Annotated in this window: 7 protein-coding genes; 5 read left to right on the forward strand and 2 right to left on the reverse strand. The window is 64.8% G+C overall.

Going from position 1 to position 15,866, the window contains the following annotated elements; all coding sequences use genetic code 11:
• The first annotated feature begins 48 nt into the window (after positions 1-48).
• Positions 49-1,305, forward strand: a complete 1,257-nt coding sequence (locus P0D62_RS04290) for a GNAT family N-acetyltransferase (protein WP_275701452.1) — start codon at positions 49-51, stop codon at positions 1,303-1,305.
• 133 nt (positions 1,306-1,438) lie between these two features.
• On the opposite strand, the gene P0D62_RS04295 is transcribed toward P0D62_RS04290, so the two are convergent.
• The gene (locus P0D62_RS04295; RefSeq protein ID WP_275701387.1) at positions 1,439-2,902 is read right to left on the reverse strand and encodes a glucosamine inositolphosphorylceramide transferase family protein; all 1,464 of its coding nucleotides are present in this window, start codon (positions 2,900-2,902) and stop codon (positions 1,439-1,441) included.
• A gap of 38 nt (positions 2,903-2,940) precedes the next feature.
• Positions 2,941-3,696 carry a CDP-alcohol phosphatidyltransferase family protein gene (locus P0D62_RS04300; RefSeq protein WP_275701388.1) on the reverse strand — a complete coding sequence of 252 codons (756 nt, stop codon included), beginning with the start codon at positions 3,694-3,696 and terminating at the stop codon, positions 2,941-2,943.
• A gap of 621 nt (positions 3,697-4,317) precedes the next feature.
• Here P0D62_RS04300 and P0D62_RS04305 point away from each other — a divergent pair.
• The 4 genes from P0D62_RS04305 to P0D62_RS04320 are packed head-to-tail and all read left to right on the forward strand — an operon-like array spanning position 4,318 to position 15,844.
• Positions 4,318-4,752, forward strand: a complete 435-nt coding sequence (locus tag P0D62_RS04305) for a DUF4352 domain-containing protein (RefSeq protein WP_275701389.1) — start codon at positions 4,318-4,320, stop codon at positions 4,750-4,752.
• A gap of 52 nt (positions 4,753-4,804) precedes the next feature.
• A complete protein-coding gene (locus tag P0D62_RS04310) occupies positions 4,805-6,022 on the forward strand; it encodes a hypothetical protein (protein WP_275701390.1) in 1,218 nt (405 codons plus the stop codon).
• Entirely contained in the window at positions 6,015-10,457 is a 4,443-nt protein-coding gene (locus tag P0D62_RS04315; RefSeq protein WP_275701391.1) for a PKD domain-containing protein, read from the forward strand. The genes P0D62_RS04310 and P0D62_RS04315 overlap by 8 nt, the downstream gene beginning before the upstream one ends.
• A 20-nt stretch (positions 10,458-10,477) precedes the next feature.
• Complete coding sequence (locus tag P0D62_RS04320; protein ID WP_275701392.1) at positions 10,478-15,844, forward strand: PKD domain-containing protein; 5,367 nt, start codon at positions 10,478-10,480, stop codon at positions 15,842-15,844.
• Positions 15,845-15,866: the final 22 nt, after the last annotated feature.

Genomic DNA, 15,866 nt, shown 5'->3' on the forward strand with positions numbered 1-15,866 from the left:
GGGCGATGTGTTTCGCGGAGTCGCACTAGGTGTCGAGATATATTGAAAATGAAGAAGATAGTAAGCAATCAATTCGATAGGGGGCTCGAGTTGCTCAACGGATCACGGTGGTCGCGACGATTCGCCGACTCAGGTTCAGGTTTGACGAACGAGGAAAGCGTGTACACGATTCAGAGAGAAGACGAGATCCGGTTCCTCGGTGCCGAGTACGCGTCGCTATACGCCAAGGCGAATGCCACGGCCTTTCAGAGTGGGATGTGGCTCGATCACCTCTACCGGATGCTCGTACCGGCGCGCGGCGCGAAGCCATGCATCATCACCATCCGAACGGCCGGCGAGCAGCGTCTCGTCGGGCTGCTACCAATGGTTCGGCGCAGACGCATGCTGGCCCGAACTGTGGAGTACGCGGATCTCGGGGTCTCTGACTATGCGGCTCCTGTTATCGACTCCGAGCATCAGAGGCTGATCCTCGCTGATCCGTCCGTAGCGAGCCGCGTACGCGCAGCGCTTGGCGGCTTCGACCTCCTTCGGATCGAGCGGGTGCCGGACGATCCGGCCCCGCTGGGGGATCTCATCAGCGGTGCGCGGTCCCAGGAGCACCTCTACGGTGCGCATCTCGTCGGGTTGGACGTTGACGTTGAGTCCTGGCATGGGGGTCTCGAACCACGTTTCACTCGTCACCTGAACAAGGCCTACAAGCGGCTGCGTTCCAAGGGTGGCCACACTTTCCGTGCGGTGACCTCTGAGAGCGAGGTCGATGCGGTGCTTGAGACACTGCGCCAGTTCCGCGCTGCCCGTTTCGGTGAACGTGGGGGCCTTGATCTGGTGCAGGATCCGGACTGCTATGAGTTCTATCGTGCCGTTGCTCGTGATGGTGCAGAGGGTCGCGGCCCAGCCAGGCTCAGCGTGCTGAGGGTTGGTGAAGAGATCGGTGCGGTCGCCCTGAACCTGCTGCAGGACGACCGGGAGCTGCATCTTCTCGTCGGATACGACTTCGCCAGACTCCGCAACTATTCGCTCGGGCTCTTGGCAGTGGACCAGATGGCTCAGTCTGCGATTGATCGTGGCCTTCAGCACTTGGATCTGACGGTTGGTGACGAACCGTACAAGATCGATTTCAAGGCGAAGCGGAGGCCGCTCTTCCAGCTCACGGTGGTGCGTACGCCTGGTGGGTGGATTGCGTTGAAGGGGCACATCGCTTATTTGTGGGCGCGTCGCACCGCAAAGAAGGCTCTCACTGAGTGGCAGAAACTGCGTAAGCGGTTCGTTGATCGTCGAAACGAACGGAAGCAAGCTCAGTCCTGAAGTCTGGATCGGCTCAGGGATCTGATGAATAACGCCGTGGAGAGATGCTATCTCTCCACGGCGTTTCCGGTACCTGGAGATTTTGCCGATAGGTCAGGGGCAGACCCGCACCGCATAGGTGCCACAGGTGAACCTATCCGCGCGACCGCCAGAATCGTGGCACGAGTCGCGATCCATCGATGGTCTCGATGTCGCCGCCGACGTTCAGCGTGTGGAGGCGAGTGCCGGGCCAACGCTCGCCGGAGGTGTGATGGCGGACGATGCGCTGGTCGAAGCCGTCGTCGTCGAGCTTCGTGATCTCCGCAATGCCGAGGGCCGCCCCGTAGCCGGTTCGGCCGTCTTGGACAGGGCGTAGCAGCGTGCCGTTCTTGTTCACCACGTGACCCGCGGGACGTGCGCTCGCGATGTCGACGAGAACCGGATTGTGCGCGTGAGGCGTCCACGGTCCGGTGAGATCTGGTGCCGACCAGATGCACAGGCTGTCGGAGAGAGAGCCACCGAACCCGACCGTCGCCATCATCCACCAGCGACCGTCATTAGTGAACACCGTGACGTCGCTGGCCTCCACGTCGTCGAGCAGGATCGAGTGGCGCTCCCAATCCCAGGGGAAGCGGGTGGCTCGATGGAGTTCGACGCGGCGCGCGCCGGAGGTCTCCGGAATCATCCATATCTCCCCGTCGTGTTCGAGCACGAAGGGGTAGGAGAGATGGACCTCGTGAGTGAGCACCGGCGTCGGCAGGCCCTTGGGGCCGTTCTCGTCCCACTCCGAGACGGAGATCACGCCCTTGCCGGTGCGATGGTCGAAGTCCTCGACGAACAAGTAGGTGCGGCCCTGGTGGGCGAAGGGGAACGGGTCGGCGAAGAAGCGGTAGCCGTCGTCGTCGAGATCCTCCCAGCCGCTCTTCGGCAATTCGCCGAGGTCGAGCACGTCGGGGCCGTCCAGTCGACGCCATCCGACTCTCCAGTGCGGGGCGCGGTACAGCATGCGGTAGGCCAGGCGGATGGCCGCTCCGACGACGCGGCGAGCGGCGATCTGCGCGAACGGGCGGGGCGAGGCGGGCTTCTCGTCTGCGTCTGCCGGCGTGACGAAGGGGCTGCCTGAGACGGCCCCGACGATCAGGGTGACACTTCCGGCGTGGAGATCCGCCAGCGCTGTGGACAGGAGGCCTGGTAGTTCGCTGCCGGGGCGTCCTGCGGCCCGTACGGCTCCCGAGTCATCCACGACGCTGACCAACGGGAAGCGTCCCCCGCGCAGCGCGTCCGCAGCGGCGTCGTGACCACTGCGACCGTCGTAAAGGAGGCGCCACGTGCCCTGAGCCGGAGTGCTGGTCAGGTCGAGCACGATGTCGGGCGTGCTTTCGGCCTCGCTGCGGCTCGTTGGCGAGGAGAGCGAGGCGGGTGCGAGCAGCCCCTTGGCGAGACCATGGAGCCGGCGTTCCAGCGTCAGAAGCCGCTCCAACTGTTTGCGCTCCTTCGTCGGCTCCTCCGTGACGATCCGCACCGATACCTCGGTGTCCGGTAGCGCGCGGAGCCGGGTGATGAGTTCTTCGTGCCAGCGGCGCTGCGAGCGTGAGCCGATGCGGACTTCGAGATGCATGAGTCTTCCTCTCAGGGATGTCCAGGTGCGTCAGTGGCTCACGCCGGGAGCGAGCCCATGTCGCGGTACCACTTCACCAGGACGAGCACGAGGATGATCGCGTTACAGGCGAAGAGGAGGGTGTAGATGCTGAAGAACACCGTGGGGAATCCCAACGAAAGGAGAACCAGACACATAAGCCCGTAGTCGGTCGGCAGCACCATGATCGCCCGGAGGACGCCGGTCGATGCGGTGGAGGCGGGCCGTTTACCTCCGGAGAAGCGCGCGGCAAGCAGGTCTTTGAGTATCTGACCTGAGAACATGGCTGTGTCGACGAGGGCGTATAGGAGAGGGACGAGAAGCCAAAGCTCGGCGACGCCGAAGAAGCGGTACGCCGCGATCAGCACGGCGAGGTGTACGGCGCAGACCTTCACCGCGTCCACCGTGTGATCGAGCCATTCCCCTTGGGTGCTGCCGCCTCCGCGAAGTCGAGCGAGTTGTCCATCAGCAGCGTCGAACGCGTAGCCAAGTATCAGCATCGCGCTGACCGCAACTCCAAGCCACCAGTGCGGCGGCACGACCGCGATGAGCGCAAGGCCTGAGAAGGTGAAGAACGCGCTGATGCCGGTGACTTGATTCGGCTTCAGGCCGGCCAGGTAGGCGAGCGCCGCGAACCGTCGGCCGAGCGGCCGGTTCACCAGACGCGAGTACAACGGTGTCCCCGCTGAGGGCTTTTGGGCGGCCTGAAGCCGGAGGACGGCGTCGCGGTAGCCGCCCTCGCGCTGCGGACGTGAAGAAGCGCTGTCGATATTCATTGATCCCCCAAGGCTCTATCTGAGTGCGGACTTTACCAGGATGATCCGACCCCAGTGTCAGGCAGGGGACACCCTGCGGCCGTGGAGGTCCGTGCGATCGCAGCCGGTCCGAGGCTTCGTTGGTTGCCGTGCGGCTTTGCCTTCGTCGGGTCGTAGGGTAGACCTAAGTCGTATGTGCAGATCCCACCTATTGGACTTTTGGATAAGACGAAAGTGACAAGTAGGTGGAGATATGGTTATATACGACCCAGGGGGGAAGGTTACCCACAGGTGCAACCGAGGTTGCCGAAGGTGGGGATACCTAGTACATGGGATGATCTCGATCCCCCTGTGGTTCTTCGGGGGGAGACGAACATGGGAACTAGTGGGCGCCTTGTGGCTGCCACACTCGCCGTTGCGCTGTTGAGCGCGTGCACGGCCGGCACTGACGTCGTGGGGGGAACGCCGTCGTCAACTGATACTCCAGTCGCTGTGGGTTCTATCGAGCCGTCCGCGTCGCCATCGAGTGGCGCGACGCCTTCGCCGACAGACACTCCCCTCGAAAGCGCGCCTGAGACGACGCCTGGAGAATCCGCGGTCGAGCCGAGTTCCAAGCCGGATGATGTCGAGCCACTGCCGAAGGTGCAGCGCTCCGATGCCGCCGAGCCGACCATCACCGCCACTCCGGCCGACATCGAGGAAGAGGTCGCCTACCCCGACGGGGTGACGCTGCGCATCGTCGATGTCGAGTTCGGCGAGGAGACCAAGGAAGGTCCGGGGCGCTTCCCTGGACGAGAGTTCGCCATCTTCGATGTGGAGGTGGATAACGGGGGTGAACGGGCGCTCGACATGAACACGACGGTGATCAGCGTTCTTGACTCGGATGGCGAGCAGGCCGCGCCGGTCTACGTCGAAGACGCCGATGTCGCAGATTTTGCGGGAACGGTTCAACCGGGCAAGTCTGCCAAGGCTCGCTACGCGTTCGCGGTGCCGAAGAACTCGCGCTCCGAGGTCACGGTCGTCGTTGACTTCGACGGGGTGCATACGTCGGCAGTTTTTCGTGGCGAGCTGAGCTGACATGGGTACGAGGATTCGGAGGCTCCTGCAGTCCCGCGCGCTCGGAGCTGCAGTGTCTCAGCTATGGCAGGCGGTCGGCAGCTTTGGCTTGCAGATCGTTGCCGCATGGACCCTCGGTGCGGTTGGACTGGGACTGATCAGCCTCTCCTTGGGCGTGATCGTTCTCACGACTGCGTTGGCTAGCGGCATGATCGGCGATTCCCTCGTGATCCTCGACCGCTCGAACCCGAAGATCCGAGGCGCACTTCAGGGATGGGCTCTGCTCATCGTCGGGGCGTCCGCGGTCGTCGCGGGGGTCGCCATGGGTTTCACCGTCCTCACTCCAGGTCAGGCGTTGCTCTTCGGGGCTGCGCTTGCGGCGTTCCAGATCGAGGAACTGGTACGTCGAGTGTTCATGGGCCTGATGCAGTTTTGGAAGCTCGTGATCCTTGATTCTGCTGCCGTGTTCGTCGCCCTGGGCATCATCACCGCGACGGCGCTGCTCGGCGGCATTACGGTGGGGTCGTTTTTCGCGGCTCTGCTTGTCGGCCAGCTGGTTGGAATCGCCGTCGGGGTAGCGATGCTTCCGTCGATCGAGCGTACCTGGGCCCCGATCAAGGGATCCGAGTTCCGCACCGTTGGTGCCTTTGGGTCTTGGCGGGGGGCCCAGGTGGCCGTACCGCAGTTGATGATGACGCTGTCACGCATCTTGGTCACCGCTTTTGCCGGTGGCGCCATGCTCGGTCTCGTTGAAGGCGCACGGATCCTCGTCGCGCCCGTGCTCTTGACCGTCCAAGGTCTTGGCGCATATCTGCTTTCTAGCTACGTGCGGGACAAGGCACTAGGCGTTGTGAGGTTGCGCCGCCGCGCGTGGCGCGCGTCGTCCATGCTGATGGGCGCCGCGTTGGTCGTGGGCGCCCTCGTCGTGGTGCTGGCTGGGCCACTCGGGCATCTCATCAGCGGGCCCGATTTCTCCATCGAACGTCTGACAGTCATTGGCTGGGTCGCCTATGTCATTGCGTCGGCATCGCTCCAGCCCTTTGCCAGTCTCGCTGCCGTTCTGGGACGCCAACGGCGCGTCTTCCTGTGTCGCCTGCTCGACGCAGCCTCCACTCTTCTTCTCCTCACAGCAGTTCTGGCGGCCGGAGTTCCGGCAGCTTGGACGCCTTTCATCCTTGCCGCCGGGCTGGCGTTCGGCGGCATTCTCGTGCGGGCCATCGTGCTCGCTCCACTTGCCAAGACGTCGCCCGAGAAGCGGGCCTCCGAAATCAGGACGGTGCAACATGTTTGAGTCGAAGCTACCTTTCCGCAAGCACCTCAGCGGGTTGTTGGCCGGCGCGGTCATCGCAGCCTCGGGGGTGATCGCGCTCGGAGCGCCTCAAGCCGCGGCTCAACCGCAGCTTCCATCGGATCCTCCGACCGTCACGGCCCAGGCTCTGCCTACCTGGCAGGTGAACGGTGTCGTCTGGAGCACGGTCGTGGTGGGCAACACCGCTTACGTCACAGGCGATTTCTCCAAGGCGCGGCCGCCGGGCGCGGCGGTCAACAGCCCACTCTCGGTCGATGCCAAGAACATCTTCGCCTTCGACGTGACCACGGGTAACCCCGTTGCGTTCAACCACTCGCTGAACGGCCAGGGCCTCGTCATCCGTGCGAACGATGCGGGTACCAGGCTTTACGTCGGTGGCGATTTCACGACCGTCGACAACGTTGCGCGTGGTCATATCGCGGCCTTCGATCTGACCCAGCCGGGTGCGCCGTTGACCAGCTTCGACGCGCGAACGGACGGTCAGGTCCGTGGGTTCGCCCTCATCGGCGACAAGGTGTACGCGGGCGGCAACTTCCGCTCTTCGAACGGGCTACCGCGAAAGCTGTTCGCGTCGTACCAGACCGAGACCGGTGCCTTGACCTCCTGGGCCCCTCAAGGCGACGGCGGATACGTGTGGTCCATGGTGGCGGCGCCGGACAACTCGCGCATCATCGCCGGAGGCTCCTTCACGACGCTGAACGGTGTCTCGGCCTATGGCATGGGCTCGCTGGACGCTTCAACGGGAGCGACCCTGCCGTGGGCCGCCAATCAGCGGCTGCGTACAGCGGGCGCCAACGGTGCGATCAACGGGCTTTCCACTGATGGCACGGCCATCTATGGTGCCGGATACGCTTTCGGAACCGGCGCCACCTTCGAGGGCACGTTCTCGGCCGACCCGCTCTCCGGCGAGATCAACTGGATGAACGACTGCATCGGCGATACCTACGACACATTCCCCATGGGCAATGCGTTGTACACCGTGAGCCACGATCACAACTGTTCCGCAGTGGAGTCCTTCCCCGACACCAACCCGAGGAACCGCTGGCAGAATGCCTCCGCGGAGCGGATCGGGCCGCCGATCGGCACTTACACCACCAAGGATGCCGCTGGTTGGGACTTCATCGGTCTCCCGTACACCGGGCTTCTGCATTGGTTCCCCAGCCTTGCGTTCGGTAACTACACCTCGTCCAAGCAGGCTGCCTGGTCCATCGGCGGCAACGACGACTATCTCGTGCTTGGAGGCGAGTTCCCGAAGGTGAACGGCGTGGATCAGCAGGGGCTCACCCGGTTCGCGAAGCGGGGTGGCAGCACGAGTGCCAAGCCCGTGATTTCCCGCAACGCGACTCCCACCGTCATTCCTCGGGGCCAGGGCAAGGTTCGTGTGATCTTCGATGCGATGTACGATCGCGACGATGCGACGCTGAGCTACGACATCTACCGCGGTACGCCCGGCTCGTCTCGGCGTGTCGGAACCATCACCGGTGAGGGCGCGACCTTCTGGGATACCCCGACGGTCACCTACGACGACCAGGGACTCACCGCAGGAGACCAGGTCCGCTACCAGATCCGCGGGCGCGATGCGGACGGCAACGACCAGTGGTCCGCTTGGTCTGGCTACTTCACGGTGGACAGCAACAGCGCCTCCGCATACGCCGATTCGGTGGAATCCGACGGCGCTACGCACCACTGGCGTCTCGACGAGTCTTCTGGCTCCTCGCTCATGATCGACGCTGTGGGTCATGCTCACGGTGTGCCGAACAGCAACATGACGGTCGGTAGCGACGGCGTGCTTCCTGAGGTGCCCAACAAGGCCGTGACCTCGAAGAACAGCGCCGCGATCACCACGGCGGCCACCGAGCAGGCGCCGAGCACCGTGACGGTCGAGGCCTGGGTGAAGACCACCAGCAGTCGGGGTGGACGCATCATCGGCTTCGGCAACCGGGCGACGGGTACGTCCCCCGTCACCGATCAGGTTCTCTACCTGGACAACTCCGGTCGGCCGAACTTCAGCATCACCGACACGGCGCGCCGCACCATCACCGCTCGCTCCGGGATCCGGGATGGCGCATGGCACCATGTCGTCGGCATGGTCGGCGAGGACGGCATGCAGCTGTTCGTCGACGGCGTCCGCGTGGCGAGGGATCAGAGGTTCACCGAACCGATGGAGTTCAACGGTTCTTGGAGGATCGGCTCCGACACCACTACTGGCCTCCCCAACCGTCCGTCCGACACCGCGATCGTGGGACAACTCGACGAGGTCGCCGTGTACCCGAGGGCCCTCACCATCGAGGAGATCCAGGATCACTACGTCACCTCCGGGCGCTCCGGTGGGTGGGGAGTCCGCGCCACCGATGACTACGGACAGGCCGTTCTGGAGGACGCGCCCGATCTGTTCTGGCGACTCGACGAACCGAACGGGGTGGCGCGTGACTCTGCTGGCTCAGGGCAGGTCGGCAATGTCTCTGGCACCGTGACGCGCCAGCAGCAAGGCCCGGTCGCGGGCGGCACCGCGGCGACGTTCAATGGCAGCAACGGGGTTATCGTGGCGCAGCAGTCCTGGTATGCCCCCGGTCCGTTCACGGCCGAGATCTGGTTCAAGACGAACACCACGAGGGGCGGCAAGCTCATCGGGTTCGGAAACGCGGCCAGCGGTCTGAGCGGTACCTACGACCGTCACGTGTGGATGCAGAACAACGGCCGGTTGGCCTTCGGCGTCAACAACGGTGCTCAGCAGACGCTCACCACGGACGCGTCGTACAACGACAACCAGTGGCACCACGTGGCAGCCAGCCAGGGCCCTGACGGGATGCGCTTCTACATCGACGGCGTGCTGGTCGGAAGCAACAACGTGAGCGACGCCCACGCCTACCTCGGGTACTGGCGTATCGGCGGCGACCGGGTCTGGTCCGGCGCCACCAGCAGCTACTTCGCCGGTCAGCTCGCCGAGGCGGCGGTCTACCCGTCGGTTCTCAGCGAAGACGACGTGCTTGCCCACTTCGTCGCCGCCGGACGCACAGCGCCCAACCGACCCCCGGTTGCCGCCTTCACCGCTGACACCTCGTTCCTGGAAGTGAGCCTGGACGCGGCGCAGTCGGCGGATCCTGATGGCCCCATCGCCTCGTACGAGTGGGCCTTCGGCGACGGCACCACCGCGACCGGGGTCACCGCTTCCCACGCCTACACGCAGGCCGGTACCTACCAGGTCTCGCTGACGGTGACCGATCCCCAGGGGCTGTCGCACACCGTGACTCAGCCCGTCACCGTGGCGGCGAACCAAGCCCCCGTGGCCGCGTTCGAGTCGACCGTCACCGGATCCTCGGTGGCGTTCGACGCGGCGGCCTCGGCAGACGTCGATGGCCAGATCGTGAGCTACACCTGGGCCTTCGGCGATGGTCAGACCGGCAGCGGCAAGACGGTGACCCACGACTACGGCGCGGTCAATACCTTCCAGGTCACCTTGACCGTCACGGACGATCGGGGTGCGACGCACTCCGTGACCAAGACCGTTGAGACCGTGGATATCCCCAACCAGGCGCCCACCGCTGATTTCGGGGTGACCGTCAACGAGTTCGCGGCAGCGTTCGACGCCTCCGCGTCCGGTGATCCGGACGGCGAGATCGTCAGCTACGCCTGGGACTTCGGCAATGGTGCGACCGGAACGGGCAAGACCCCGTCGTACACCTACGCGTCGAATGGCTCCTACACGGTGACCCTGACGGTGACCGACGATCGCGGTGCGACTGCCACCACGAGCAAGACCGTGGTCATCAACGTCGCTCCCGGGCCGGTTGTGGCTGACTCGTTCGAGCGGATGCTGAACGGCACCTGGGGTGTGGCCGACCGCGGCGGAGCTTGGACCATCGTCAACGGGGCACCTCGTTTCTCCACCGCTGGTGGTAAGGGCAAGATAACCCTGGTCAACCCGGGCAGTGGTGTCACGGCGCGACTGGACAGCGTCAGCCTTGCAGAGTCCGACATGACCTTCGATGTGAGCATGGACAAGTCGGCAACAGGTGGCGGCATCTATGTGGAGGCGCTTGGACGCACTGTCCCGGGCGTGGGATCTTACAGTGCGAACATCCACGTCTTGAGCACGGGGGTCATGCAGGCCGTTGTGATGAAGACCGTAGGTACGACCGAGACGAACTTGGCTAACGGGCTCCTGACTGGTCTCACCTACACGGGTGGCGAGACGCTCCACGTGAGGCTGCAGGTTACGGGCTCCGGCTCCACTCAGCTGAAGCTCAAGGTGTGGAAGGGAGACACTGAGCCCACGAACTGGCAGCTTTCCGCCACCGACTCCACCAGTGCGCTCCAAGCCCCTGGCGGCATCGGACTGAGCACCTACGTGTCGGGATCGAGCACCAGCCTTCCGCTGGCGTACTCGTTCGACAACCTTCAGGTCCGACAGCCCTAGCAAGCAGAGGAATGGGAACCATGCCAACTGGAAAGCGCCTCCGGCGCGTCATCTCGCTCATCTCCGTCCTCGCCCTGACCTGGACGGGGGTGAGCGCCCCGACAGCGGAGGCTGCGCCGGCGCCGATCCAGCCGCGGCCGGCAAGTGAGTTCACTGCCGACAGATTGCCGACGGTCCAGATCAACGGCGTGGTCTGGTCCACCGACATCGCCGGCAACAAGGTGTACGCGGGTGGTTCCTTCACCCGCGCGCGCCCTGCCGGTGCCGCGGCGGGAACGAACGAGACGGTGCGCAACAACCTGTTGGCCTTCGATGTCACCACGGGAAACCTCGACACCGGCTTCGCTCCGGACCTCAACGGACAGGTGCTGGATGTCGCGGTCTCCCCGGACAAGTCTCGTGTCTATGTCGTCGGTGACTTCACCACGGCGAACGGTCAGGCCCGTCGTCGGGTCGCGGCGTACAGCACGACGACCGGCCAACTGATCACCGCGTTCAACCCGGTGGGCGTCAACTCCCGTGCACGCGCGGTGGTCGCCACGAACGACACGGTCTACGTGGGCGGCAGTTTCGGCAGCGCAGGATCCAATCAGCGAGGCAACTTCGCCGCGTTCCGTGCTTCGGATGGCGCGATTCTTCCCTGGGCCCCGCGGGCTGAGCGGATCGTCTGGGCTATGGCCTTGAGCCCCGACGGGCAGCAGGTGTTCGCCGGAGGACAGTTCACCACCGTCAACGGGCAGGAAGCCTACGGCCTGGCGAAGATGGATGCGACCACGGGCGCGCTCGACACCAGTTGGCGGCCTGAGGTGCGCAACGCCGGCGACGACGCGGCCATCGGCAGCCTCACCGCGCACGGCAACGATCTCTATGGCACCTCGTGGCACTTCGGTCCGGGCGGAAATCTCGAGGGAACCTTCAAGGTTCCCATGTCCACCGGCGAGGTCGACTGGGTCACCGACTGCCATGGCGACATGTACGACGCCTTCAAGATCAATGGCATCGTCTATGCCGCGGGCCACGCGCACTACTGCGGCAACATGGGAGGCGGCTTCCCCCAGTACCCCACCTGGAAGTTCCAGCATTCGCAGGCCTGGAGTGATACCGAGGTCGGCGACATCCTCCACGAGGTGCACGGTTACTACAACTGGGGCGGCAAGAAGCAAGGCCCCGCCATGGTGAACTGGCTCCCCACCATGAGCATCGGAAGCTACACCGGGCAGTACCAGGCGGGCTGGACGGTCACGGGCAACGACAACTACCTCGTCTTCGGCGGCGAGTTCCCGCGTGTGAACGGCACGGCTCAGCAAGGCCTCGTCAGGTTCGGCAAGCGGCCGACGGCGCCGGGAACCCAAGGGCCGATGTTCGACAGTGGTGTGTTCCGACCCGAGATCACCCCGTACGGGGCGAACTCCGCTCGCATCGTCTGGCCTGCGGCATATGACCGGGACGACCGTGAGCTCACCTATCGTCTCTACCGCAACAACACGTTGATCCGCACCATGACGGCGGAGTCCAACTGGTGGACCCTTCCGGCGCTCGGCCATGTGGACACGGGGCTGACCAACGGAGCCACGTATTCGTACCGGCTCACCGTCGCCGACGCGACGAACACGGTGAACTCCACCACCGTCAGCTACACCCATTCGTCGAACGCCCCCGTGCCGCACGCCTACGGCCAGACGGTGCTCGACGCCGGTGCCTCTCTGTATTGGCCCTTGAACGACACTCGCACCGGCAATCCGATGACGGTCCGCGATCGCAAGGGGTTCAATGACGCCGTCGCCGACAACGACGTGACCGCCGGCCAGCCCGGCGCGATCACCGGGGATACGGCGATGACCTTCGGCACCGCTCAGCCGAACCAGCCGTGGGGTCGCGTCTATGCGAAGGGCATCGAGTACGCCCCCGACACCTTCACGGTGCAAGCCTGGATCAAGACCAACACCACCCGGGGCGGACGGATCGTCGGTTTCGGCGACCTCCAGCAGGGCGAGTCCGGGCATCGCGACCGGCATGTCTACATGACCAATGACGGCAGGCTCGTCTTCGGCGTGCGTGCCACCGACGGATCGAACCGGACGGTGACCAGCGGCTCGTCGTTCAATGACAACGAGTGGCACATGGTGACCGCGAGCATGGGATCGCGTGGCATGGAGCTCTACGTCGACGGCGTCCGCGTCGCACGACGCGCAGACACCACCGTCGGTGAGACCTACCTCGGCCACTGGCGCCTCCAGGGCGACAACCTGGGTGGATGGGCATCTCGCCCGTCGACGGACAACTACGTCGGCTCGATCGATGAGGTTGCCGTGTACCCGACCGCGCTGACCCAGGACACCATCCTTGATCAGTACCGGGCGAGCGGGCGCACGGCCAGCGTGCCGGAGGCCCCCGCCGACGCCTATGGCGCGGCTGTCTACCAGGATGATCCGGACCTGTTCTGGCGGTTCGAGGAGACGACAGGTACGACTGCTGCCGACTCCGGCCGGTCTCAGAACGCCGGCACCTACCGCAGCGGCGTCACGTTGGGCGGTGCGGGTGCCGTGGCGGGTGGCAAGGCCGCCGGCTTCGATGGCTCCGACGACGTGGTGTTCTCCAATACCCAGTTCTCCAACCCGACGGTGTTCTCCACCGAGGCGTGGTTCAAGACGACCACCACCTCCGGCGGCAAGATCATCGGCTTCGGCAATGCGCAGCAGGGCGAGTCGGGCAGCTATGACCGGCATGTCTACATGCTGGACAACGGGCGCCTCGTCTTCGGCGTCTGGACCGGGCAGCAGAACAACATCGAGACTGCGGCCTCGTTCAATGACGGTGATTGGCACCACGTGGTGGCGACGCAGTCAGGCGACGGCATGCGGTTGTACGTCGACGGCGAACTCCAGGGCACGAACCCGCAAACGCAGGCGCAGCCCTACGACGGCTACTGGCGGGTCGGCGGCGACAGTCGTTGGGCCGGCTCCAGCAACTACTTCCGAGGCACGATCGACGAGGTCGCCGTGTACGGATACGAGTTGTCGGCCTCGCGTGTCACGGCTCACTATCAGGCCGGCGGCGGAGTGCCGAACCAGACGCCTACCGCGCAGTTCACCTCTTCGGTCGATGGGCGGCGAGCGACCTTCACGGGGTCCGGCACCGATCCGGACGGCACCGTCGTGGCGTACGCGTGGGACTTCGGGGATGGTCAGACGTCCTCGCAGCAGAGCCCGACGCACGTGTACACGTCGAACGGCTCCTACGACGTCACCCTCACGGTGACCGACAACAAGGGCGCGACCGGAAGCGTGACCCATCCCGTCACGGTCAACGCGACCGGCCTCCCGACCGATACCTATGGTGCGGCGGTGATCGCGGACAGCCCCAGGCTCTACTGGCGTCTCGGTGAGACCAGCGGGACCGTCGCCCAGGACTCGAGCGGCGGCGGTAGCACCGGGTCGATCGTAGGAGGCCCCGTGCTCGGTCGTCCGGGCGCGATCGCCAACCCGAACACGGCGATTCTGTTCGACGGCGGTGGCAAGTACATCACCTCGAACGACTCGTTCGAGAACCCGACGGTGTACACGGAGGAGGCGTGGTTCAAGACCACCTCCGCCTCCGGCGGCAAGGTGATGGGCTTCGGCTGCACCTTCCTCAGCCCCTCGAACTGCTACGACCGGCACATCTACCTGCAGGGCGACGGCAAGGTGGTGTTCGGCACCTACACCGGTACCACGAACACCATCACGTCGGACGAGTCCTACAACGACGGTGCGTGGCACCACGTCGCGGCGACGCAGTCCTCCGCGGGCCTGCGGCTGTACCTCGACGGCGAGCTGGTGGGCACCCACGCGGCGACCGGCGCCGAGGCTTACACCGGCTACCTGCACGTGGGCGGCGACAACACCTGGGGTTCGGATCCGTGGTTCGACGGCGAGATCGACGAAGTGGCGTTCTACCTCCACGCCCTCTCTGAGACGCGCATCGCCGCGCACTACGCGGCGGGCCAGCCGGCCCCGAACCAGCCCCCGGTGGCGTCCTTCACCGCAACGCCGGACGGCCTCAAGGTCGACTTCGACGCCAGCGGCTCCTCCGATCCGGATGGGTCCATCGTCAGCTACGCGTGGGAGTTCGGTGACAACCAGACCGGCACGGGCCAGACGGCTTCGCACACCTACGCGGCGGCGGGCTCGTACACGGTGAAGCTCACGGTGACCGACGACGCCGGTGTGTCGAGCTCGAAGACCGAGACCGTCTCGGTCCTCGGGCCCAACCAGCCTCCCACCGCATCGTTCACGCTGAACGCGACCAACCTCACGGTTTCCGTGGACGCGGGCGGGTCACAGGATCCGGACGGCATGATCACGTCCTATGCGTGGAACTTCGGTGACAACCAGACCGGTACGGGCGCAACGGCGTCTCACACCTATGCCGCGGCCGGCACCTACACGGTGACGCTCACGGTGACCGACGATCGAGGCGCTACGGCATCGACGACTAGGACCGCCACGGTCGCCGGACCTCCGAACCAGGTTCCGGTGGCGTCGTTCACGTTCTCGGTCAACAACCTGGTGGCGGCCTTCGATGGGTCGGGCTCCTCCGATCCGGATGGCACGATCGCGTCCTATGCGTGGAACTTCGGTGACAACACCACGGGCAGCGGGGCGACCCCCAGCCACACCTACGCGGCGGCGGGAACCTACACGGTCACGCTCACCGTCACCGACAACGGTGGGGCGACGCATAGCACATCCCAGTCGGTGACAGTGGTTGCCGCTCCTACGATGATTGCCTTCGACGGATTCAGTCGAACCGTCGCCAACAACTGGGGAACAGCTGATCTCGGCGGTGCCTGGACACGTGCCGGAAGTGCGTCGAATTTCGCAGTGGCAGGAGGCAAGGCGACGCTTCGGATGGCCGCGGGAAGTGGGCCTGGAGCGTACTTGAACAGCGTGTCAGTGCGGGACATCGACATCCTTACGGATGTGAGCTATGACAAACCGGCAACCGGCGGTGGCATCTACACGTCGATCGTCGCACGGCGTACGGCGAACGCTGATTATCAAGCCACCATCCGGGTGACCAGCACCGGCATCACAGCTCAGATCGTGAGAACAAGCTCTGGATCTGAAGTCGTGATTGCCCAGGCCAATCTCGCTGGTGCGCCGCTGAGTGCCAATGATGTGTTGCGCATGCGATTCCAGGTCTCGGGGGCGAACGCCACGACGCTTCGCTTCAAGGTGTGGCGGGATGGCGCTACGGAGCCAACAGGTTGGACGGTGTCCGCAAACGACTCGCTCGCGGTTCTTCAGCAGCCTGGGGCCGTTGGGCTACATAGCTACCTGTCAGGATCAGCGACGAACGGGCCCATTCACGCTGCATTCGGCGAGTTCGCCGTTCGTCCGGTCTAGTCTTGGCGCCTAGTATTGGGCC

Origin of the sequence: Tessaracoccus caeni (assembly GCF_029211185.1) — a bacterium.
In the GTDB taxonomy this organism is placed as follows: domain Bacteria; phylum Actinomycetota; class Actinomycetes; order Propionibacteriales; family Propionibacteriaceae; genus Arachnia; species Arachnia caeni.